This window comes from Streptomyces humidus, from assembly GCF_014649655.1.
GTDB classification, from domain to species: Bacteria; Actinomycetota; Actinomycetes; order Streptomycetales; family Streptomycetaceae; genus Streptomyces; species Streptomyces humidus.
Window position 1 is genome coordinate 55,429 of the sequence record NZ_BMTL01000030.1, and the last position, 20,236, is coordinate 75,664.

Annotated in this window: 9 protein-coding genes; 3 read left to right on the forward strand and 6 right to left on the reverse strand. The window is 74.0% G+C overall.

Translation table 11 applies throughout. The annotated features are described in order from the left end of the window. Window positions 1–343 precede the first annotated feature (343 nt). Window positions 344–970 (forward strand): hypothetical protein, encoded by a 627-nt coding sequence (locus IE239_RS30290; protein WP_190152621.1) that lies wholly within the window; start codon window positions 344–346, stop codon window positions 968–970. A gap of 106 nt (window positions 971–1,076) precedes the next feature. Here the strand turns inward: IE239_RS30290 and IE239_RS30295 are convergent, their stop codons facing one another. Both IE239_RS30295 and IE239_RS30300 read right to left on the reverse strand, forming a co-directional pair. Beyond that, window positions 1,077–1,895, reverse strand: a complete 819-nt coding sequence (locus IE239_RS30295; RefSeq protein ID WP_190152622.1) for an AfsR/SARP family transcriptional regulator — start codon at window positions 1,893–1,895, stop codon at window positions 1,077–1,079. Between the two features lie 260 nt (window positions 1,896–2,155). Then, window positions 2,156–5,011 carry an AfsR/SARP family transcriptional regulator gene (locus tag IE239_RS30300; protein ID WP_190152623.1) on the reverse strand — a complete coding sequence of 952 codons (2,856 nt, stop codon included), beginning with the start codon at window positions 5,009–5,011 and terminating at the stop codon, window positions 2,156–2,158. 306 nt (window positions 5,012–5,317) lie between these two features. On the opposite strand from IE239_RS30300, the gene IE239_RS30305 reads away from it, so the two are divergent. Further along, entirely contained in the window at window positions 5,318–6,007 is a 690-nt protein-coding gene (locus IE239_RS30305; protein WP_229878398.1) for an IclR family transcriptional regulator, read from the forward strand. A gap of 204 nt (window positions 6,008–6,211) precedes the next feature. Then, window positions 6,212–9,436, forward strand: a complete 3,225-nt coding sequence (locus IE239_RS30310) for an amidohydrolase family protein (RefSeq protein ID WP_229878399.1) — start codon at window positions 6,212–6,214, stop codon at window positions 9,434–9,436. A 108-nt stretch (window positions 9,437–9,544) separates the two neighbouring features. On the opposite strand, the gene IE239_RS30315 is transcribed toward IE239_RS30310, so the two are convergent. The 4 genes from IE239_RS30315 to IE239_RS30330 are packed head-to-tail and all read right to left on the reverse strand — an operon-like array spanning window position 9,545 to window position 20,164. Next, window positions 9,545–11,116, reverse strand: a complete 1,572-nt coding sequence (locus IE239_RS30315) for a fatty acid--CoA ligase (RefSeq protein ID WP_190152626.1) — start codon at window positions 11,114–11,116, stop codon at window positions 9,545–9,547. A gap of 32 nt (window positions 11,117–11,148) precedes the next feature. Then, window positions 11,149–13,284, reverse strand: a complete 2,136-nt coding sequence (locus IE239_RS43030) for a beta-ketoacyl [acyl carrier protein] synthase domain-containing protein (RefSeq protein WP_190152627.1) — start codon at window positions 13,282–13,284, stop codon at window positions 11,149–11,151. A 17-nt stretch (window positions 13,285–13,301) separates the two neighbouring features. Beyond that, complete coding sequence (locus tag IE239_RS30325; protein WP_190152628.1) at window positions 13,302–19,766, reverse strand: type I polyketide synthase; 6,465 nt, start codon at window positions 19,764–19,766, stop codon at window positions 13,302–13,304. After that, on the reverse strand, window positions 19,763–20,164 hold the full coding sequence (locus IE239_RS30330; RefSeq protein ID WP_190152629.1) for an acyl carrier protein: 402 nt from the start codon (window positions 20,162–20,164) through the stop codon (window positions 19,763–19,765). Before IE239_RS30330 ends, IE239_RS30325 begins: the two co-directional genes overlap by 4 nt. Window positions 20,165–20,236: the final 72 nt, after the last annotated feature.

Sequence of the window (20,236 nt, forward strand, 5' to 3'; positions counted from 1 at the left end):
AAAGAGGCCCTGACAGCGCGTCCGTGTCCTTCGGCGCTGTCGGGGCCTTCCCTGTTCATGCGGCGGAAGTCCCCGGAACGCCCCTGGGGCAGGGGCTTGTGACCTGGGGACCGGCTCGCAGCCGCGGACGGGCCGGTTCGAGCGTCCGGCGTCGCGGTACCCGCTGCGCGACCTCGGCCGGAGAAGCGGAGACGCCGGGCTCGGTCCGGGGTGTCGACGAGGTGTCGACGAGGTGTCGACGAGACGCGGACGAACTGTGGACGGCCTTCACCAGACTGGGCGAAGTCCAGGCCGGTCGGACCTCTCACCGGCGAGATCCGCGTTCCTCCAGGAGTGATCCAGCATGAGAAAGCGCATGATGGCCGTCATCGCCGTAGCCGCCCTGACCACGGGCGCCGCCGCGAGCACGGCTCCCCTCGCCTCGGCCGCGGCCACCGGGTCCGCGCCTGCGGCCGCGGCTCAGGCCTCGCACCGCGCGTCCTCCGTCAACCGCGACGTCAGGCGAGTGCCCACGGCGCTGTCGGCGGCGCTGTCGGCGGCGGGCGTGCGGTACAGCCCCGGCTGCTCGAGCACGACACTGCCCATCGACTGCACGATCAGCGAGCCGGTCGTGACCCAGCACGAGACGACGTACCCCTTCTCGTTCCTTCCGGGCGACCACGTCACGGTGACCGCGGGAGGCTGTGTGCAGACCGGAGGCCGGGGGCTGACCTGGAAGCGGTACGTCGATCCGGCCTCGGACGGCGACCTCTACCACGGTCTGATCACCGTTCCGGGGGCGACGGGCGACCTGCAACGGCTGGTGAACGTGGTCGGACGGCCGTACGTGGTCGGCGGCCGGGGCGGGAGCCTGAAACTGGGCTACGAGGACGACGGTTACTCCGACAACGGCTACACCGCGCACGACGACGGCACCGGGAACCAGTGCCTGAACTCCGTGAACGCCTTCGTGCGCATCGTCGTCTCCTGATCGTCGGCCGATCGGCCGTCGCGGGCCGGCTCCGCGCCCCGACGGCCACCGCGGCCCGCGACCGCCCGGGACGGGCCACGGCTGCAAGGCGTGGTCAGCACCCGGCCTACGGGCCGCGCAGGACCGAACCCGGCAGGGGCGGCAGCCGGTCGTGGCTGAGCGCCACGTCGTGCCGGAGGACCCGGTGGTGCACGTCGGCAAGGGCCGGCGAGGGCTCGACCCCGTGTTCCTCCCTCAGCAGAGCGCGCACCGTGCGGAACGCGGCCAGCGCGTCGGCCTGACGTCCCAGACGGTAGAACGCGATCATCAGCTGGCCCCACAGCAGCTCCCGTGTGGGATGGGCCCGGACCAGTCCCTCCAGTTCGACGGCCGCCTGGGCGTCCAGCCGCAGGACGAGCGCGGCCTCGATCCGGGCCTCCACCGCCGACAGCCGGACCTGTTCCAGCCGGGCCGACCTCGCGGCGATCTCCGGAAGATGGCGGAACTCGGCGAAGGCGTCGCCGCGCCACAGCCCGAGCGCGGCGGTCAGCTGCTCGAAGGCGAGCCGGGGCTGTGTCCCCAGCGTCTGCCTGGCCGATGTCACCGACCGCTCGAACCGCACCGCGTCGACCATCGTCGGATCCACCCGCAGCTGATATCCCGGTGGGCGGGTGACCAGCGCCGTCGGCGCGTCGGTTCCGGCGGCGCGGCGCAGTGCCGCGCGCAGCCTCGACACATACGTACGTACCGTCCGGTGGGCGTCCTGCGGAGGGCTTGCACCCCACAACCCGTCCACCAGCGCCCAGACACTCACCGTCCGGCCGGGCACGGCCGCGAGCTGGGCCAGCACGCCCCGTGGCTGGGGACCGCCGAGACCCACGGGCCGACCGTGCACGGCGGCTTCCAGCGGACCCAGCACGCGCAGTTCCAGCGCGGAATTCTCCATCGTCGTCCTCCTCGACCTCCCCCGCGTGTGCGGTCGGAGGGCCGCGAGCGAAAGGCACGGCGAGGGAGCGGGCGACCGGTCCCCTCGCCAGAACCGTCAGGTGGTCCGACAGCGTGGTGCGCCGCGACATCCTTGTCATGTTCGGTTTCACTGAGTGAACCGGTGCCTGCGGCACGCCGGCAGGACGACGGCCGTGCCGGTGGGCCCGCTGCCCGGGGACGGATGCCCGCGCCGTGGGCCGTCCCGCGTCAGCGGCCCGGTCAGTCGCGTTCCGGGAGCACGGTGTCGGCCGGGTCCTTGCCGAGGTGGTGCAGGAGTCTGGCACGCAGCGCCTCGGTGTCGGGGTGGCCGAGTTCTTCGAAGACCGTGAGGGACCGGGTCCAGGCGTCGCGGGCGGCGTCGGTGTTCCGGGCGGCGTGGTGGGTGTCACCGAGGTGGGCGAGGATGTCCGCCTCGAAGTAACGGTCTCCCAGGTCGTGGAAGAGTGCGGCGGCCTGCCGGTAACAGGCCGCGGCCTCGTCGTACTGGCCGAGATGATGATGGGCGTACCCGAGGGTGTCCCAGGTGTGAGCCTCGCCGGAGGTATGGCCGGTCTGCTCCACCAGGGCGAGCGCCTGCCTGCCGTGGACGATGGCCTGCTGGTGGTGGCCCAGGACCGCGTGGTCCCAGCCGACGTTGTTGAGGGCCAGGGCCTGCCAGGCACGGTCGCCCGCGGCGTCGAACAGTTCCACCGCCCGCAGGGAGTGTTCCAGCGCCTCGGGGCGACGCCCCTGCCGTGTCGAGACCCGGCCGAGGGCGAGACGGGTGTGCCCTTCGCCCCCTGGATCGCCGAGCGCCCGGTACAGTTCCGCCGCCCGTTCGAGGTGCGCGCGGGCCTCGGCCTGCCGGCCGAGGGCGGAGGCGGCGTTGCCGAGGTTGCGGCGGGCGCACGCCCGCGCCGCCGGATCGGCCAGCCGGCGGGCCGCGGCCAGCGCGACCGTGTGGACGGTGTTCCAGTCGGACCACAGCACTCTTCGCTGCTGGTAGGTGGTCAGGGACGCTGCCAACTGCCAGACGTGCGTGTCGAAACCGGTCTCGAAGGCCAGGCGGACGGCGGCGAGCAGAACGGGGTGCTCGGCGGTGAACCAGGCCATGGCGGCTTCGCGGCCGGCCGGTTCCTCGGGGACCGACCGCGGCCGGGCCGGGGAGGGAAGGATCCGGTCGGCCGGCGGCCCGAGGAGGCGTTGTGCCCGCAGAGCGGTGTGCAGGTAGTGGTCGAGCATCCGGTGCGTCGCGTGACGGCGGCTGTCCTCCTCGTCCTGGGAGCGGGCCAGTTCCCCGGCATAGGCCCGGAGCAGGTCGTGGAAGGAGTACCGGCCCGGTACGGGTTCGGCGATCAGGTGCGTCCGGGTCAGTTCGGCCAGCAGCGCCCGGGCCCGCGCCGCCGGCACACCGGCCAGGCTCGCCGCGGCCGGTACCGAGACGTCCGGTCCGGGATGCAGCCCGAGCAGCCGGAAGAGCGTGGCGGCGGCGGGGCTGAGGGCGTCGTAGGACCAGGAGAAGACGGCCCGTACCTGGGAGGCGGGATCACCGCCGTCGAGTGCGTCCAGGCGGTCGCCGGCGTCGCTCAGCTCGTCGGCGAGCGTGGCGAGCGGGATGTGCGGCTGGGCGGCGGCGCGGGCGGCCACGACGGCCAGGGCCAGCGGCAGGCCCGCGCACCGCGCCACGATGTCCGCGACGGCGGCGGGCTCGGCGGCCGTGCGGTGGGCGCCGAGCCGGCCGGCCAGCAGGGACCGGGCCTCGGCGGGGGAGAGCACGTCGATGGCGAGCAGGTGGGCGCCCTCGGCCGCGGCCAGGCTGGTGAGCCGGTTCCGGCTGGTGACCAGGGCCAGGCAACCGGGCGCGCCGGGCAGCAGCGGCCGTACCTGTTGGGCGTCCAGGGCGTTGTCCAGCACCACCAGCACGCGCCGGTCGGCCAGCAGGCTCCGGTAGAGGGCGGCCTGCGCCTCCAGGCCCGTGGGAATCCTGGCCGGGGGCACTCCGAAGGCGTCCAGGAATCCGCGCAGTGCCTCCGCCGGGTCCCGTAACGATCCGCTCGGGTCGAAGCCGCGCAGGTTCACATAGAGCTGCCCGTCGGGAAAGTGCTTGCGTACCCGGTGCCCCCAGTGCACGGCCAGCGTGGTCTTGCCCACCCCGGCCGTGCCCGACAGGGCGGAGATCACCACGGGGGCCGACAGCCGGGCCGCCTCGAGGAACGTGTCCAGGCGGGACAGTTCCTCCTCCCGGCCGGTGAACCCTCGTACCCCGACCGGCAGTTGTGCGGGAACCACGCCTCGCTGCGGACCGGGGCGCGGCGGCGCCACGGGACGTGCCGGCGCGGTCGGCTCCGGCGCCTGTCCCCGCAGGACGGTCCGATGGACCTCGCGCAGCGCCGGGCCGGGGTCCGTTCCCAGTTCCTCCGCCAGCCGCTGCTGGACGGTGGCGTAGCACTCCAGCGCCTCGGCGCCCCGTCCGGCGGCGTACAGCGCCCGCATCAGCGCCTCGGCCAGTGGCTCCACCAGCGGATGTTCGGCGTGGAGTGCGGAGAGCGGGCCGATCGCCGCGGCGGGGTCGCCCAGACGCGTCCGGACGCCGGCCCATGCGACGGTCGCGTCCGTCCGCTCCCGGCGCCACGCCTCCCGCGCCTGCTCCGCCCACAAGCCGTCCAGTCCGCTCAGCGGCTCGCCGCGCCACAGGCCGAGGGCCTCTTCCAGCAGGGACGCCCGCGCCGGGTCCGGCAGCCGGGCCGCGCGTGCCCGGTCGACCAGGCGCCTGAAGTGGTGCACGTCGACCTGCTCGGGGCCCGCTTCCAGAACGTATCCGCCGGACCGGCGCGTCAGCCGGAGCCGTTCGCCCGCGGCGTCGCCCGTCTGCTCGCAGATCCGGCGGATCCGGGCGATGTGCGAGTAGACGGAGCGCCGGGCCCCGTCCGGGGGAGCCGTGCCCCAGACCCGTCTGATCACCACGTCCGCTCCCACCGGCCGACCCGCGTCCACGGCCAACGCCGCGAGCACAGCGCGTCGTTGCGGCGGTCCCACCTCGGCCGTCCGCTCCGGCGTGGCCAGTTCGACAGACCCGAGTAATCGCAATTGCAGCATGCCGCCCCCTCCCCGATCCCTCAGCTCCGCAGGAGTCTGCCCGCGTCCGCACGGCGAGCGACAGCCCCGTCGACGGGAGTCGACAAGCTATCGGCAACCTTTTGGCCGAGACCCGGCTCCCACCATGTCGGTGTACGCGGCGGCCGACCACCGAACGCGTCGCTCACAGGGGGGACTCGGGGGACCATGCAGGAAGACGGCAGTTCTGTGCGGGTGCGCACCGGCAGCGAGCCCGGAGCGGGCGGGGGCGCCGAGGGGCCCGCTCCCGCCTCCGTTCGTCCTTCGGCGCATGCCGGGGGGCGGAGTGTGCTGGAGGGAGCCTTCGAGTTGCTGGCCGCGGTGGAACGCAGCCGGGGGGCGGGGCTGACCCGGCTTGCGTCCGAGAGCGGACTGCCCAAAGCCACCGCGTACCGGCTGCTGGAACAGCTGGTCGGCCTGGGCGCGGTGGAGCGGTTCGCGGACGGGTACCGGATCGGCTCGCGGATGTTCCAGCTCGGGAACGGGTGGCAGCCGCATCCGGGGCTGCGTTCCACGGCAGCCGGGCCCGCCCGCCGTCTGGCAGAGGTCACGGGCGCGGCCGTGGGGATCGCGGTGCTGCGTCACGACCGGACGCTCCTGCTCCACTGGACGCCCGGAGAGGCCGTGACGTTCCCGGCTTCGCGGGACCGGTCGGCCTGGCCGTGGTTCACCGCCGCCGGCAAAGTGCTCGCCGCAGCCCCGGAGTACCGCTTCCCGCCGAGCGCGGTGCCCGCTTCCTGGCCGCGGGAGGCACGGGCGATCCGGGAGCGCGGCGTCGCGGTCGACCAGGGGATTCTGATGCCCGGGGTGTGCTGTGTGGCCGCTCCGCTGTACGCCGCGAGCAGGGCTCCGGTCGCCGCGCTGTTCACCGCGGCCGGCCCCGCCCGCCGGCCGGAGCGGCTCGCCGACGTCGTCCGGCGGACCGGCGCGGCGATCAGCGCGGGCCTCGGGGGCGGCGATCTCCGGCTGCGCATCTGATCCGGCGCCCCCTGGAAACAGCCGATGCCCCGTTCCGCCCGTTGCCTCACCGGGAATTGACCGCATGATTTCCCGCGGACCCCTCCCCCGCATTGGCCGATGCCATATATTCGACGCGCCGTACGAACGCACGCCCGAACGACAGGGCCGGCTCAATGGGGGATCGACGGTGCGTTGTCTGCCTCCGCACGAGGGAGGATTACTGTGACTGAACAGGGATCCGAAGTATCCGAGGAGTTTCCCGAGGAAGGTCCGGGAATTCTGTCCCGCCGTTCTCTGCTGCATCGTTCGGGCGCCGTCGGGCTGGGCGCGCTGTGGCTCGCCGGCGAGTCGGCGCCGCTCGGCGCCGGCGTCGCGTACGCCGCGGACGGCGACGCGGACGACGACCCGGGCGACGGCGGGCTCGTCCGGGTCGACACGCACGAGAGCGCCAATCTGTGCGCCGCGCTGTCGCCGGACGGCACGACGCTCGCCATCGACGCGCTCAACGCGATCTGGCTGTTACCGGTCGGAGGCGGTACGGCGCGCCGGCTCACCGACGACGTGCTGGACGCGACGCAGCCGCACTGGGCGCCGGACGGGCGGAGCCTGGTGTTCCAGTCGTTCCGCGAGGGGACGTACGACCTGTGGCGCATCGACGTCGACGGGTCCGGCGCCCGTCGGCTGACCAGCGGCGACGGGTACGACCAGGAGCCCGAGTTCTCGCCCGACGGCCGCTCGGTCGCGTTCGCCTCCGACCGGGACAACGCCGGCCGGATCGAGGTCCTCGACACGGCGACGGGCGCCCGGCGGGCGATCACCCAGCGGGACCGGAACGTCGCCATGCCGACGTGGTCCCCCGACGGGCGACAGGTGGCGTACGTCGCGGAGTACGGCTCCATCGAGGCCGTCGACCTCGCGACGGGGGCGACCCGGACGCTGCTCACCGGCCCCGCGGACGCCGCCCTGTACGCACCGTCGTTCGCTCCGGACGGCCGGCGGCTCGCGTACGTCCGGGTCACCGGCGCGCGCGCCGAACTCATGGTGGACGACCAGGTCGTCTCCGAGGACGAGGACGTCTTCCCGCTCGCGCCGGTCTGGTTGTCGGCCGGCGAACTGCTCTACACGGCCGACGGCCGGATCTGCCGGCGCCGGCTCGACGGCGACGGCGGCCGCAGCGTGGTCCCGTTCACCGCCTCGGTCGAGGTGCGGCGGGTGGACCACGGGAAGCGGAAGGGCCCGGACCTCACCGGGGACGGCCCCCGGCCCGTCCTGGGCATCGCCGACCCCGCGCTCTCCCCCGACGGCCGGAAGATCGCCTTCCGGGCGCTGAACGCGCTGTGGCTGCGCACCGGCGCGGAGCGGCCCGTCCAGATCGTCGCGGACGGCTACTTCAACTCCTCGCCCGACTGGGCGCCCGACGGCCGGTCCCTCGTCTACGTCAGCGACCGCGCCGGCACCGCGAACCTGTGGCGGTACGACGTCGCGAACGGCTCCTCCGAGCGGCTCACCGATCTGCCGAACGCCCAGCTCTCGCCCCGCTGGTCACCGGACGGCTCGCGGATCGCCTACCAGGACGAGAGCGGCGCCACCTGGGTGCTGACCCTGGCCGACGGCTCGGTCACCCAGGTCGTGCCCGCGCTGTACCAGCCCGGCCCGCCGGCCTGGTCGCCGAACGGCAGGATCCTCGCCCTCGCCGCGGCCGCCCCGTACTCCCGGCGCAGCGTCAACGGCCTGAACCAGATCCTCACCGTCGACCTGACCACGCACGAACTGCGCTACCAGAGCGTGGCGCCCGGGCGCTCGGTCTCCACCCGCAGCGGCGACGGCCCGCTGTGGACGCCCGACGGCACGCATCTCGTCGTCGGCATCGAGAGCCAGGCGTGGAAGGTCCCGGTGGACGCGGCCGGCCGGATCACCGGCGAGCCGGTGCGGATCACCGAGGACGTCGCCGACTCGCTCTCCGTGGGGACGCGTTGCGACGCCCTGCTCTACCTCTCGCTGGGCCGGCTGCGCATGGTCGGTCTCGACGGCGGGACGCCGCGCACCCTGCCGACCCGGCTGTCCTGGACCCGCCGGCCGGCCCCCGCCGGCCGGACCGTGGTGCGGGCGGGCGCGGTGTGGGACGGGACGTCCGGGTCCCTGCGGCACGACGTGGACGTCGTGCTGCGCGACGGCCGGATCGAGGAGGTCGTACGACGCGGAGGCGCGCGCGGCGAACGGGTCCTCGACGCTTCGGACCTCACCGTCATGCCCGGTCTGATCGACACCCACAACCACTGGCACTGGCGCGGCCCCCAGTGGGGCGACCGGCAGGGCCGGGCCTGGCTCGCGTACGGCGTCACCACCAGCCGTACCCCCGGCGATCCGGCCTACCAGATGGTCGAGACGCGGGAGGCGCTGGCGGCCGGGACCAAGGTCGGGCCGCGCTACTTCGGATCCGGCGAGGGACTGGAGGGGACCCGCGGGCGCCACCGCGCCATGCGTCCGGTCTTCTCCCGCGACCAGCTGGACCGGGACCTGCGGCGCGCCCTCGCGTTGCGCTACGACCTGCTGAAGTCGTACATCCGGCTGCCGGTGGAGTACGAGCGGGAGGTCGTGGCGCGCGGGCACGCCGCCGGCGTCCCGGTCACCTCGCACTACCTCTACCCGGCGGCCCGCACCGGGCTGGACGGCATGGAGCACACCGGGGGCGGCAACCGCCTCGGCTACTCGCGGACGCTGAGCTTCGCCGCCGGGCGCACCTTCCAGGACTCGGTGGACCTGCTGGCGGCGAGCGGCATGTGGATCTCCACGACGACGCTGTTCGCCTCCGAACTGTTCGTCGAGGACCGCTCGCTCGTCGAGGACGAGCGGACCCGGGTGCTGTACCCCGACTGGGAGTACGCCCGGCTGGTCCAGAAGGCGGCCGACGCGGCGTCGGGCAGCGCGGACGCGCAGCTCGACCACGCCTGGACGGTCGGGGACTGCGACATGCTGCTGCGGGTGCACCGGGCCGGGGGCCTGGTCGTCGCCGGCACGGACTCGGCTCTGGACGACGTCGCCGTCAGCATCCACCAGAACCTGCGGATCCTGGTGAAGTACGGCTTCACCCCGCGCGAGGCGCTCCTGACGGCCACCGGGAACGCGGCGCGGGCGCTCGGCCTCGGCGACCGGCTGGGCCGGGTGGCGCCGGGGCACCTGGCCGACCTGGTGGGCGTCGCGGGCGACCCGCTCACCGACATCCGCGCGGCGGCGGCGGTGCGCCGGGTCGTGGTGGGCGGCCATCCGTACGACGTGCCGGAGCTGCTCGCACCGTTCCGTCCGTCCGCCGCGGCCGCCCGCGGCGGCGCACCGGGCGGCGCTCCCCGCAACGAGGTCCGGGCCGCGGCGCCCAGCGCCCGAGAGAACGCCGCGCACTACTGGCACGAGGCGGAATGGCGGCACGCGGGCTGCTGCCGCTCCCGCTGAATTACCCGAAGTCCGCAGAATCCGCGGAATCCACGGAATCCGCGCACAGGGAGATCCGGGACCGGCTTCGGCCGGTCCCGGATCCGTGTCGGCGGGAATTCCCGCGAATCAGTTCACCTGTCGCTCACGACCGGCCCAGAATTCCTTGCGGAGTTCCCGTCTGAGTATCTTTCCGCTGGGATTGCGGGGGACGCGCTCGATGAACTCGTAACCGCTCGGGGACTTGAAGTCGGCGATCCGCCCCTGAAGGTGGAGTTTCAGTTCCCGCGGGCTCGCCGACATGCCCGGACGCAGCACGACGAAGGCGCGCACGACCTCGCCCCAGCGGTCGTCGGGCACCCCGATGACGGCCGCCTCGGCCACCGCCGGATGGGTGGCCAGCGCGTTCTCCACCTCGGCCGGGTAGACGTTCTCGCCGGCGACGATGACGGTGTCCTTGAGACGGTCGCACACGTACACGTAGCCGTCCTGGTCCAGGTATCCGGCGTCCCCGGTGTGCAGCCAGCCGTCGGCGAGGGTCTCCTCCGTCGCCTCCTTCATGCCCCAGTACTCCACCATCACCGCGGGCGTGCGCAGACAGATCTCCCCGATGGCGCCGGACGGGAGGGTGCTGCCGTCCTCGCAGACCACCTTCACCTCGACGCCGGGGTACGGGCGGCCCGCGGCACGCAGGCGCGGACTGCCGGCGCGGTGGTCGGAGGGCGGCAGGCACAGCGCGGTGTTGCCGCTCTCGGTGAGCCCGTACAGCTGGCCCAGGTCGCAGTCCAGGATCTCCATGCACTCCAGCATCAGCGTCTCGGAGATCGGGGAGCCGCCGTAGGTGACCTTGCGCAGCGAGGCGAAGTCGGCCGGGCCGACGCCGGGTTCGGACACCATCATCTGCAGCATCGACGGCACGGCGCAGGTGGTGGTGACGCCGTGTTCGCGGATCAGCCGCACGGCGTCGTGCGCGGCGAACATGCGCATGGCCACACTGGTCACGCCGGCGTTGAAGGCCTGCATGGCCCACCAGATGCCCGCGACGTGGAAGCCGGGGATGCTGATCAGGCTGACGTCCCGCGGATGCCAGTCGATCCAGTCGAGACCGTGTTCGGCGAGCAGGTCGCGGATCGCGAAGAAGCTGCGGTGGGCGAGGACGACGCCCTTCGGCAGGCCGGTGGTGCCGCTGGTGTAGATCTGGGTGACCGGGTCGTCGGGCTGGGCTTCGACCGCGAGGTCGTCGTCCGGCCGGCCCGCCTTCCACTCCCGGAACCCGGCGCCCCGGTCGTCACCGGCGTCGAGCCCGACGATCGCGGGCCGGGCGGGCAGCTCCTCGCGGATCCGGGCGGCGGTGTCGGCGTACTCCCGTTCCACGAACAGGACTTCGGCGCCGGAGTCGCGCAGGATGTGCTCCACCTCGGCGGGGGTGAGCCGCCAGTTGACGGGGACGAGCACGGCTCCGGTCTTGGCGCAGGCGAAGAAGATCTCGTAGTAGTGCTCGGACTCCTTGCCCAGGAAGGCGACGCGGGCGCCCCGCCCGGCGCCGGCCGCCAGCAGGGACCGGGCCGTGCGGTTGCTCTCCCGGTGCAGCTGCTCGTACGTGACGCTGCGGCCCTCGCAGCTCAGGGCGGTGCGCCGGGGGTGGTGGGTGGCGTGGAACGCCACCGTGTCGGCGGCGGTCCTGAGGTTCGGGTAGTGCATCAGGGGGTGTCCTGTCCGTAGGAGACTGGGGCTCAGATCCAGTTGTGGTGGTCGGGCCAGTGGCGCCGTCCGGTCAGTGCGGGACCGGGGAGGTGGAGCAGTTCGGGGCGCGGGCGGTCGGCGGGCCACAACTCGGCTGTGGCGGGGGCCTCCTGAGCGATGTAACGCCGGGCGTGCCGGACCGGCTCGGCGTCGTGCGCGTGCGCGCCGGTGGCGTCGAACCCCGGGCCGGGGTCGGCCGCGGCCGCGCGTTCCAGGGCGGTGAGGAGGGCGGTCCGGTCGTGGATCACGGCCGCGTACCGGACGGCGTGGTGGTCGCGGCCCTCGGCGAGGGTCCGGCAGACGGCGGCGGGCGACCAGTCGGCGCGGTCCCGCAGATGCCGGTGCAACCGGGCGGCCGTGCCGGCCAGCGCCTCGGCGTTGTGCGCCGACAGCAGCAACGGCCAGGGACCCGCGTCGTCGGCGGCACCGGCGGCACCGGCGCCGTCGAGGGCCCCGGCAGCCCGGGCGGTCCCGGCGGCATCGGCCGCCCCGGCGGCGGGGGCCTCGGGGGTCCCGAGCGCCTCAGTTGTCCCAGCAGTCCCGGCAGCATCGGGGGTCCCGGCCGCCCCGCTGGCATCGGGGGCCCCGACTGCATCTGTGGTCCCGGAGGTCCCGGGAGCCTCAGTGGTCCCGACCGGCCCGACGGTCCCGGCGGACCCGGCGGACCCAGCGGACCCGGCAGTCCCGATCGTCCCGGCGGACCCGGCGGACCTGAGGGATCCGGGGGTTCTGGGCGCCGGGTGCTCGGGGATGCTCTCCAGCACGATGTGCGCCAGGGTGCCGCAGAACCCGAACCCGCTGACGGCTGCCCGCCTCCTGCCCCGCGTGGGCCAGGGCAGCGGCTTCGCGGCGAGCCGCAGCGCGGTCCGGTCCCACGGGATGTCCGGGTCCGCCTCGTCCTCGCCGGGTTGGGGCGGGATCTCCGCGTGGGCGAGCGCGAGCACCGCCTTCATCAGTCCGGGCGCGCCGGAGGCGGTTTCGAGGTAGCCGAGGTTCGCCTTGCAGGAGCCGATGTACAGCGGGGGCGCGTCGGGCGAGCTCCGCGCGTACGCGTCGGCCAGGGTCTCGGCCTCGATCTGCCCGCCGATCCGGGAGCCGTTGGCCTGCGCCTCGACGTACTGCACGTCCTCGGGGGCGATGTCCGCGTCCTGCAGCGCGCGCTCGATCACGGCCTTCTGGCCGCGCGCCGAGGCCACCGAGATGCCGGGCCGGTCGCCCTGGGCGTGGACGGCGCTGCCGCGCACGAGCGCGTACGGCCGGTCCCCGTCGGCGACCGCGTCCGCGTACCGCTTCAGGACGACGACCCCGCAGCCCTCGCCGCGGACGTGCCCGTCGGCATGCCGGGTGAAGGGCCTGCTGCGGCCGGTCGGCGAGAGCATCCCGGCCCGGTCGAGGATGCCGGTGCTGAACGGGGAGAGCAGCAGGTTGCAGGTGCCGACGAGGGCGACGTCGCACTCGCGGGCGCGCAGCGCGCGCACCGCCAGGTGGACGGCCGTCAGCATGGACGAGGACGCGGTGTCCACGGTGACGGCCGGACCGTTGAGCCCCAGCGACAGCGCGATCCGGCCGCTGAAGGCGCTGGGCGAGGAGCCCGTGCTCATGTGCGCGGACAGTCCGTCGCCGGGGATCCCGCCGCGCAGCCAGGCGTGCGGGTACTCCACCGGACCGGCCACCGCGTACACGCCCACGGCGCGGCCCCGCAGCCGCTCCCGGGACAGGTTGGCGTCCGCGAGGGCCTGGGCGGCGACCTCCAGGAGGAGGCGCTGCTGCGGGTCCATGTGCCGGGCCTCGTCCGGTGCGATGCCGAACCGGTCGGCGTCGAAGAGGTCCACATCGCTCAGGTAGGCGCCCTGGCGCAGCCGTCCGGCCAGCGGCGCCAGGTCCGGTGCGGCGAGGTTCCAGCGCGGCCGGCCGAGGCTGTCGAGGGGCACGCCGGCCGCCTCGGTGGGCAGGACGCGGCCCTCGCGGAGCGCGCTCCACAGCGCCCGGGGGTCGTCGAGCCCGCCGGGCAGCCGGCAGCCCATGCCGATGACGGCGACCGGCTGGGTCCTCTCGTGGCGCTGCCGGGCCAGCATCACCATGAGCTGCTTCTTCGACAGGGTCTCCAGGTGGTCGATGTAGCTCATCGCCTTCGGGCCGCCCGTCACCGGAACATCTCGCGCAGCGCGTCGAGTTCGTCGTCCGCTTCGGCGTCGGTCAGCTCGCGCACGTCATCGCCGGGGTCCTCCCGCGGCGGTGCGGCCGGTCCGGCGTCCTCGGCCTGGTCCGGCACGAGCTGCTCGTCCAGGAACACGGCCAGCGAGCGCACGGCGGGGTGGTCGAAGAGGGCGGAGGCGGGCAGCGGGACGCGGAGCGCGGTCTCCAGGGCGTTCTTCAGTTCCACCGAGCCGAGCGAGTCGAGGCCGAGGTCCACGAACCGGGCGTCGACGTCGATCTCGTCGGGCGAGTCGTACCGGAGCACGTCCGCGATCCGGCCGCGCAGCAGGGCGCGGAGCGCGGCCTCGCGGTCGGGCTTCGGCCGGGCGAGCAGGTCGTCGACGTCCGGCTCGGCCCGGTTCGGCGCGCCGGTCCTGCCCGAACGCAGCTCGTCGAGAAGGGCGTTCGGGGTGGGCAGCGCGCCGGTGTAGGCGTCCCAGTCGAACTCGCCGACGACGGTCTGGGCGTACGGCCCGGCGAGCGCGGCGAACAGGGCGTTCAGGGCGGCGTCGGGCTTGACGAACCTCAGGCCGCGGGCCTCGATGCCGGAGATCTGGCGCTCGGTGAGGGAGGCGGCCATGCCGATGTCGGCCCACGGGCCCCAGTTGATACTGAGTCCGGGCAGGCCGGCGGCCGCCCGCGCCTGCATGAGGACGTCCATGTACGCGTTGGCGGCGGCGTAGTTGGCCTGGCCCGCGGAGCCGAGCACCGAGGCGATCGACGAGTAGCCGACGAAGAACCGGACCGTGGGGACGTCGGCCAGCGCGCGGTGCAGCAGCCAGGCGCCGTGGACCTTGGGGCGCAGTACGGTGGCCATGCCGTCCCAGGTCTGGGCGGTGAGCGGGGCGTCGGCGAGGACGCCCGCGGCGTGCAGGACGCCGCCGAGCGGGGCGTCGCTCCCGGCGAGTGCGCCGACGATCCGGGCGACGTCGGCCGCGTCGGCGATGTCCCCCTGGTGGACCTCCACCTCGACGCCTTCGCCGAGTCCGGCGGCGATCTCGGCCCGCCGGGGCTCGTCGACGGGGCGGCGGCTGACGAGCGCGATACGGCGGGCGCCCTGCCGGACCAGCTTGCGCGCGGTGGCCAGACCGAGTGCGCCGAGGCCTCCGGTGACGAGGTACGTCTCCGCCGGGTCGATCCGCACCGGCTCTGCGGGCAGGTCGCGTTCGTCGCGGAACTCCAGCACGACCTTGCCGACGTTGGCGCCCCGGCTCAGGACGCCGAACGCCTCCTCCACCTCGTCGAGGGAGTAGCCGACCACGGGCAGGGCGGTCAGCCGGCCGGCCTCGATGTGGTCGGCGACGGTCCGCAGGATGTCGTGGTTGAGGCGGTCGAGCCCGTCGGCGGGCAGCTCGCTGAGGTCGAAGTTGTGGTACTCGACGTCGGGTCGCCGGGCGTTCATCTCCTCGGGCGACCACACGCCGATCTTGCCGAGCTCGACGAACCGCCCGCCTTCGGCGAGGCAGCGCAGACCTGCCGGGATGTAGTCCTTGTTGAGGCTGTTGAGGACGACGTCGACGCCCCGGCCGCCGGTGGCCGCGAGCACCTCGTCGGCGAAGTCGAGGGTGCGGGAGTTCATGACGTGCTCGACGCCCTGGGAGCGCAGCAGGGGCCACTTGCGGGGGCTGGCGGTGGCGTACACCTCGGCGCCGGCGAGCCGGGCGAGCTGCACGGCCGCCTGTCCGACGCCGCCCGCCGCCGCGTGGATCAGGACCCGGTCGCCCGCCTTGAGGCCGGCGAGGTCGTGCAGGGCGTGGAACGCCGTGACGTACGCGGCGGGCAGACCGGCGGCCTCGGTGAAAGTGAGGCCGGCGGGCTTGCGCACGACGACCGTGGACGGGACCGTGACCCGCCGCCGCATACAGCCGATCCGGCTGAGCACGACGTCGTCGCCGGGCCGGAACGCGGCGTCGGGTCCCGCCTCGACGACGGTGCCGGACGCCTCGAAGCCGAGCGGGAGGGGCTCGTGCGGGAGGCCGTGGTCCAGCGCGTACTGGCGGAGCATGCCGAGCGCGTTGAGGACGTCCTTGAAGTTGAGTCCGGCCGCGTGGACCTGGACGGTGACCTCGTCGCCGGTGGGCGGGCGGTCCTCGACGGGCACCGGCCGGACGGCGGAGAACCGGCCGTACTCGGTGATCGTGAGTTCCGTGTTGACGTCGTCGCGGACGCCGGGCGCGGGCGGGGAGAGCCGCTTCACGTGGCGCACGCCGGACCGGTAGGCGATCTGGTGCTCGCCGCCCGAGGCGTCCGCGGCGAGCAGCTCGTCGACGAGGGGCTGGAGATCGGTTCCGTCGAGGTCGAGCAGCACGGTCCGCAGGGACGGGTGCTCGTGGGCCAGGACCGCGCCGAAGCCCCACAGGGAGGCGGCGGCGAGAGCGTCGCCGTCCCGGGACGCGTCGCCGGCGGCGTCGCCGGGCAGCCACTGGGCGCGTTCGGTCACGAGCAGGACCCGCGGGCCGCGGCCCGCGAGCGGGCCGTCGGCCACGGCCGCCACCAGGGCGAGCAGGTCGCGGTAGTTGCGTTCGGTCTCGGTGCGCAGCCGTTCCTCGCCTTCGAGCGTGGGCTCGGGCGTCCAGAACCAGCACAGGTCCGTGACGGCGTCGTCCGCGGCCAGCAGGGCGGCGGCGGTGGCCGCGTCGGGGGCGTCCAGGGCCTGGAGGCCGGTGCCGGCGAGCCGGTCGCGGAGGTCGCCCGCAAGGCCGTCGCCGGGCCGGACCACCAGGACGCGGCGGTCCTGTCCGCCGGTCCTGGCCGCGGGCAGGGAGCGCTTGAGCCAGCGGGGCCTCGACAGCATGCGCTCGGCCGGGTCGGCCGGGGCGTCGGCGACGCGCTTGAGGCGTACGCCCTGGACGACGAAGACCGTCCGCGCGCCTTCCAGGGCGACGAGGTCGGCGGTGAGCTCGCCGCCGGGGACGAGGCCGACCTGGACGAGGACGCGCAGGCCGGCCTTGGGGCGCTTGAGCAGCTCGACCGCGTCGAAGCCGACGGGCAGATAGGTGCCGTCCAGGTCGACGGCGGCGCCGAGGGTCTGCATCGCGCAGTCGAGGATGGAGGCGCGCAGGTGCTCCCCGAGGGGGGTGTCGAGGCCGCGCAGCTCGCCGGTCGCGAAGCCGTCGGCGTACCGGTCGACCCGCAGGACGCGCCGGAACTCGGGGCCGTAGGGCAGTCCCAGTCCGGCGTACCGCTCGTACAGGTCCTCGCCGTGCTGCCGGGCCTGTGGGGCGTCGAGGGCCGCGGCCGTCCTGCGGAGGCGGTCCGCGACCTCGCCGAGCCCGGCCGGTCCGGCGGGCGCCGCGCCGAGGACGGCGGTGGCGTGGACGCGTTCGATCGCGCCGTCCCGGCCGTCGACGCGGCTGACGATCTCGACGGCGGCGGGCCCGTCGGAGCCGTCGGCGCCCTCGTGCGGGCGCAGCCGGGTGCGGATCTCGGCCGGTTCGCCGTCGCGCAGGAAGAGGGGTTCGTGGATGCGCAGGTCCTGGACCGGACGGCCGGTCTCGCCGTGCACCGCGTCCTGGAGCGCCAGCACGATCTCGACGTATCCCGCGCCGGGGAACACCGCCTGGCCCATGACGACGTGGTCGGCGAGGTACGCCGGGGAGTCGGGGGCCAGCAGCGCGCTGAACTCGCGCTCGCCCGCCGCGCGCCGGTCCTCGGCGGTGACGTCGCGGCCCAGCAGGGGATGGCGGGCCGGTCCGGACGCGCGGCCCGCGAGGGCGGAATGGACGCGCTTGGAGGGCAGCGGGTGGCGTTTCTTCGCGAAGACGTAGCCGGGCAGCGGCACGCGCCGCCCGCCGCGCTCGGCGTGGTAGCCCGCCCAGGAGACGGGGAGTCCGGCCTGGTAGCAGCGGGCGAGAGCAGTGGCGATGGTGGTGGCGCCGGGGTCGGACTTGGCCATGCTGGACACCCACACGTGGGCGTCGGGGTCGCCGTTGTGCCGGCCCAGGGCGGTGAGCGCGGCGGACGGGCCGACCTCGATGAAGACGTGGGACCCGCGGGCCTGGACGCGGCGCATTCCGGCGGCGAAGTCGACGGGTTCGAGGATGTGGCGGACCCAGTACTCGGGCGTGCCCACGTCGGCGAGCGTGGCGATCTCCCCGGTGATGTCGGAGACGAAGCTCAGCCGCGGCTCGTGGAAGGCGATGTCCGCGATCGCCTCCCGGAACGCGTCGGCCACCTCGGCCATCAGCGGCGAGTGGAACGCGTGCGACACCGGCAGTTCCCTGACGTCGACGCCGCGGGCCCGCAGGACGCCGACGAGGCCGGCGAGGGAGTCCCGTCCGCCGGAGATCACGCACTGGCGCGGGGAGTTGACGGCGCCGAAGCCGACGTCGGGGCAGGACGCCAGCAGCGGGGCGATCTCCTGTGCGGGGGCGAAGACGGCGGCCATGCCGCCGGGCGCGGCGACGGACTGCATCAGCCGGGCGCGGACGGAGACCAGCCGGACCGCGTCCTCCAGCGAGAACAGGCCCGCGACCGCGGCCGCGGCGATCTCCCCGACGCTGTGTCCGAGCAGGACGCCCGGCCGGATCCCCCAGGACATCCAGAGCCGGGCGGTCGCGTACTCCAGGCTGAACAGGGCGGGCTGGGTGCAGAGAGTGCGGTGGATGTCCTGGTCGCTGTCCGGCGCCTCGCCGAACATGACGTCCTTGACGGAGCGGCCGAGGTGGGCGGCGAAGAGGCGGTCGCAGGCGTCGAGGTGGCGGCGGAAGACGGGGTACCGGTCGTACAGGCCGCGTCCCATCCCGGCGTACTGGGCGCCCTGTCCGGAGAACAGGAACGCGGCCTCGGCGACCCGGGGTCCGTCGCTCTCGCGGGCGTCGTCCGCGAGCTGCCGGCCGAGCAGTCGCACCAGGTCCTCCCGCGAGGAGACGGGTCCGGCGAGCCGCGCGGGCAGGTGGGCGCGGCCGAGGTTGGAGCTGCGGCAGAGGTCGGGGAGGGCGAGGTCCTGACGCGTGTCGAGGAAGCGCAGATGGGCGGCGGCCTGGGCGCGCAGTCCGGCGTGGTCCTTGGCCGAGAGGGTGAAGACGGCGGTGCCGTCGTCCGGGGCCGCCTCGGGCGCGGGGGCGGGCGGCGCCTGCTCCAGGACGACCGACGCGATGGTGCCGGCGAAGCCGAAGGAGTTGACCAGCGCGCGTCGGGGCCCGTCGGCCCGCCAGTCGCGCAGAGCGGTGGGGACGGTCACGCGGTAGCGGTCCCAGGGGATGTGGCGCGACGGCGTGTCCAGGTTGATGTGCGGGTAGATCACGCCTTCCTGGAGCTGGAGGACGACCTTGGCGACCCCGCCGATGCCCGCGGCGGCCTCCATGTGGCCGATGTTGGTCTTGACCGAGCCGACGGCCAGCGGCTCGCCGTGCGCGCGCGACTCGGCGAAGACGGTGTTGACGGACCCCATCTCGATGGGGTCGCCGAGGGACGTTCCGGTGCCGTGCGCCTCCACGTACTGGATGTCGGCGGGCTCCAGGTTGGCCGAGGCCAGCGCGTCGCGCATCAGGGCGACCTGGGCCGTGCCGTTGGGGACGGTGAGGCCGCCGCTCTCGCCGTCCTGGCGGACCGAGGAGCCGCGCAGCAGCGCGAGCACGGTGTCGCCGTCGCGCCGGGCGTCCGAGAGCCGCTTCAGGACGACCATGCCGGACCCCTCGCTGCGGCCGTAGCCGTCGGCGGAGTCGTCGAAGGTCTTGCAGCGGCCGTCGGGCGAGAGCATGCCGGCGCGTGAGTAGACGATGTGGTTGCGCGGGTGATGGGTCGCGTTCACCCCGCCCGCGAGGGCGATGTCGCACTCGCGTCGGCGCAGTCCCTGGGCGGCGAGGTGCAGCGCCACCAGCGAGGCGGAGCAGGCGGTGTCGACGCTCAGGCAGGGGCCGCGCCAGCCGAGGAAGTAGGACAGGCGTCCGGCCGCGGCGCTGTGCGCGGTGCCCGCGGCGACATGCGCGTCGAGGTCGATCGGGTCCACGGCCTCGACGTCGATCGCGAAGTCCATCTGCCCGACGCCCAGATAGACGCCGCCGTTCTTGCCGCGCAATGCCGCCGGGTCCAGCTGGGCCGATTCCAGGGCACGCCAGGCCGATTCCAGGGCCCAGCGGTGCTGAGGGTCCATGAAGTCGGCTTCTTTGGGCGATATGCTGAAGAACTTCGAGTCGAATTCCTCCGCGCCGGACACGAATCCCCCGCCCGACGCGAGGGGGCTACGGCCGGCCTCCTTCTCGGCGGCCTGCAGAGCGTCCATGTCCCAGCGGTCCTCGGGCACGGGACCGGTTCCCGCCCGGCCTTCTCTGAGAAATTCGGAGAATTCCTCGGGAGTGTCGTTGTCTCCCGGGAACCGGATGCCCAGCCCGATGAGGGCGATCGGCTCGTACTTCTCCAGAAGGAGGTCCTTCAGCAGGGCTTCGGTGCGGGACGAGGCCGTGTCGGTCACTGGTAGAGCTCCTTGAGGATGTCGTTGACCAGGTGCTTCGTGGACGTGGCCACTTCTTCGTCCTGGGGCGGCTCGGGGGTGGGCGAACCGGTGGGGAAGAGTTCGGGGACCACGTCGGCGGTCAGGAAGTCGACGAGGTCCCCGACCGTCGGATGGTTGAACAGGAAGGCCGCGTCGAGGGTGCGGCCGAGTTCCCGTTCGAGCCGCCGCCTGGTGTCGACGGCGCCGAGCGAGGTGAGTCCGAGTTCGAAATAACTCACCCGGAGCGGAAGCACCTCCGTGTCGTCCATCATCAGTTCCCGTTTGAACTCCGCGACGACCAGCGATTCGAGGAGCGACCGGCGTTCGGAAGGCGGGGTGTCTGTCAATTCCTGAATCCAGGGTGTACGCGAAGTCATGCCGCTCCTTGGCTGGATTGTTCGTTTCTTGTTGACCGCGGTCGCTCGCGGATGGAAGGATCAGCGCGCCAA

Coding starts and splice junctions, on each gene's coding strand:
- IE239_RS30290 (WP_190152621.1), top strand. CDS start 344: ATGAGAAAGCGCATGATGGCCGTCATCGCCGTAGCCGCCCTGACCACG.
- IE239_RS30295 (WP_190152622.1), bottom strand. CDS start 1,895: ATGGAGAATTCCGCGCTGGAACTGCGCGTGCTGGGTCCGCTGGAAGCC.
- IE239_RS30300 (WP_190152623.1), bottom strand. CDS start 5,011: ATGCTGCAATTGCGATTACTCGGGTCTGTCGAACTGGCCACGCCGGAG.
- IE239_RS30315 (WP_190152626.1), bottom strand. CDS start 11,116: ATGCACTACCCGAACCTCAGGACCGCCGCCGACACGGTGGCGTTCCAC.
- IE239_RS43030 (WP_190152627.1), bottom strand. CDS start 13,284: ATGAGCTACATCGACCACCTGGAGACCCTGTCGAAGAAGCAGCTCATG.
- IE239_RS30330 (WP_190152629.1), bottom strand. CDS start 20,164: ATGACTTCGCGTACACCCTGGATTCAGGAATTGACAGACACCCCGCCT.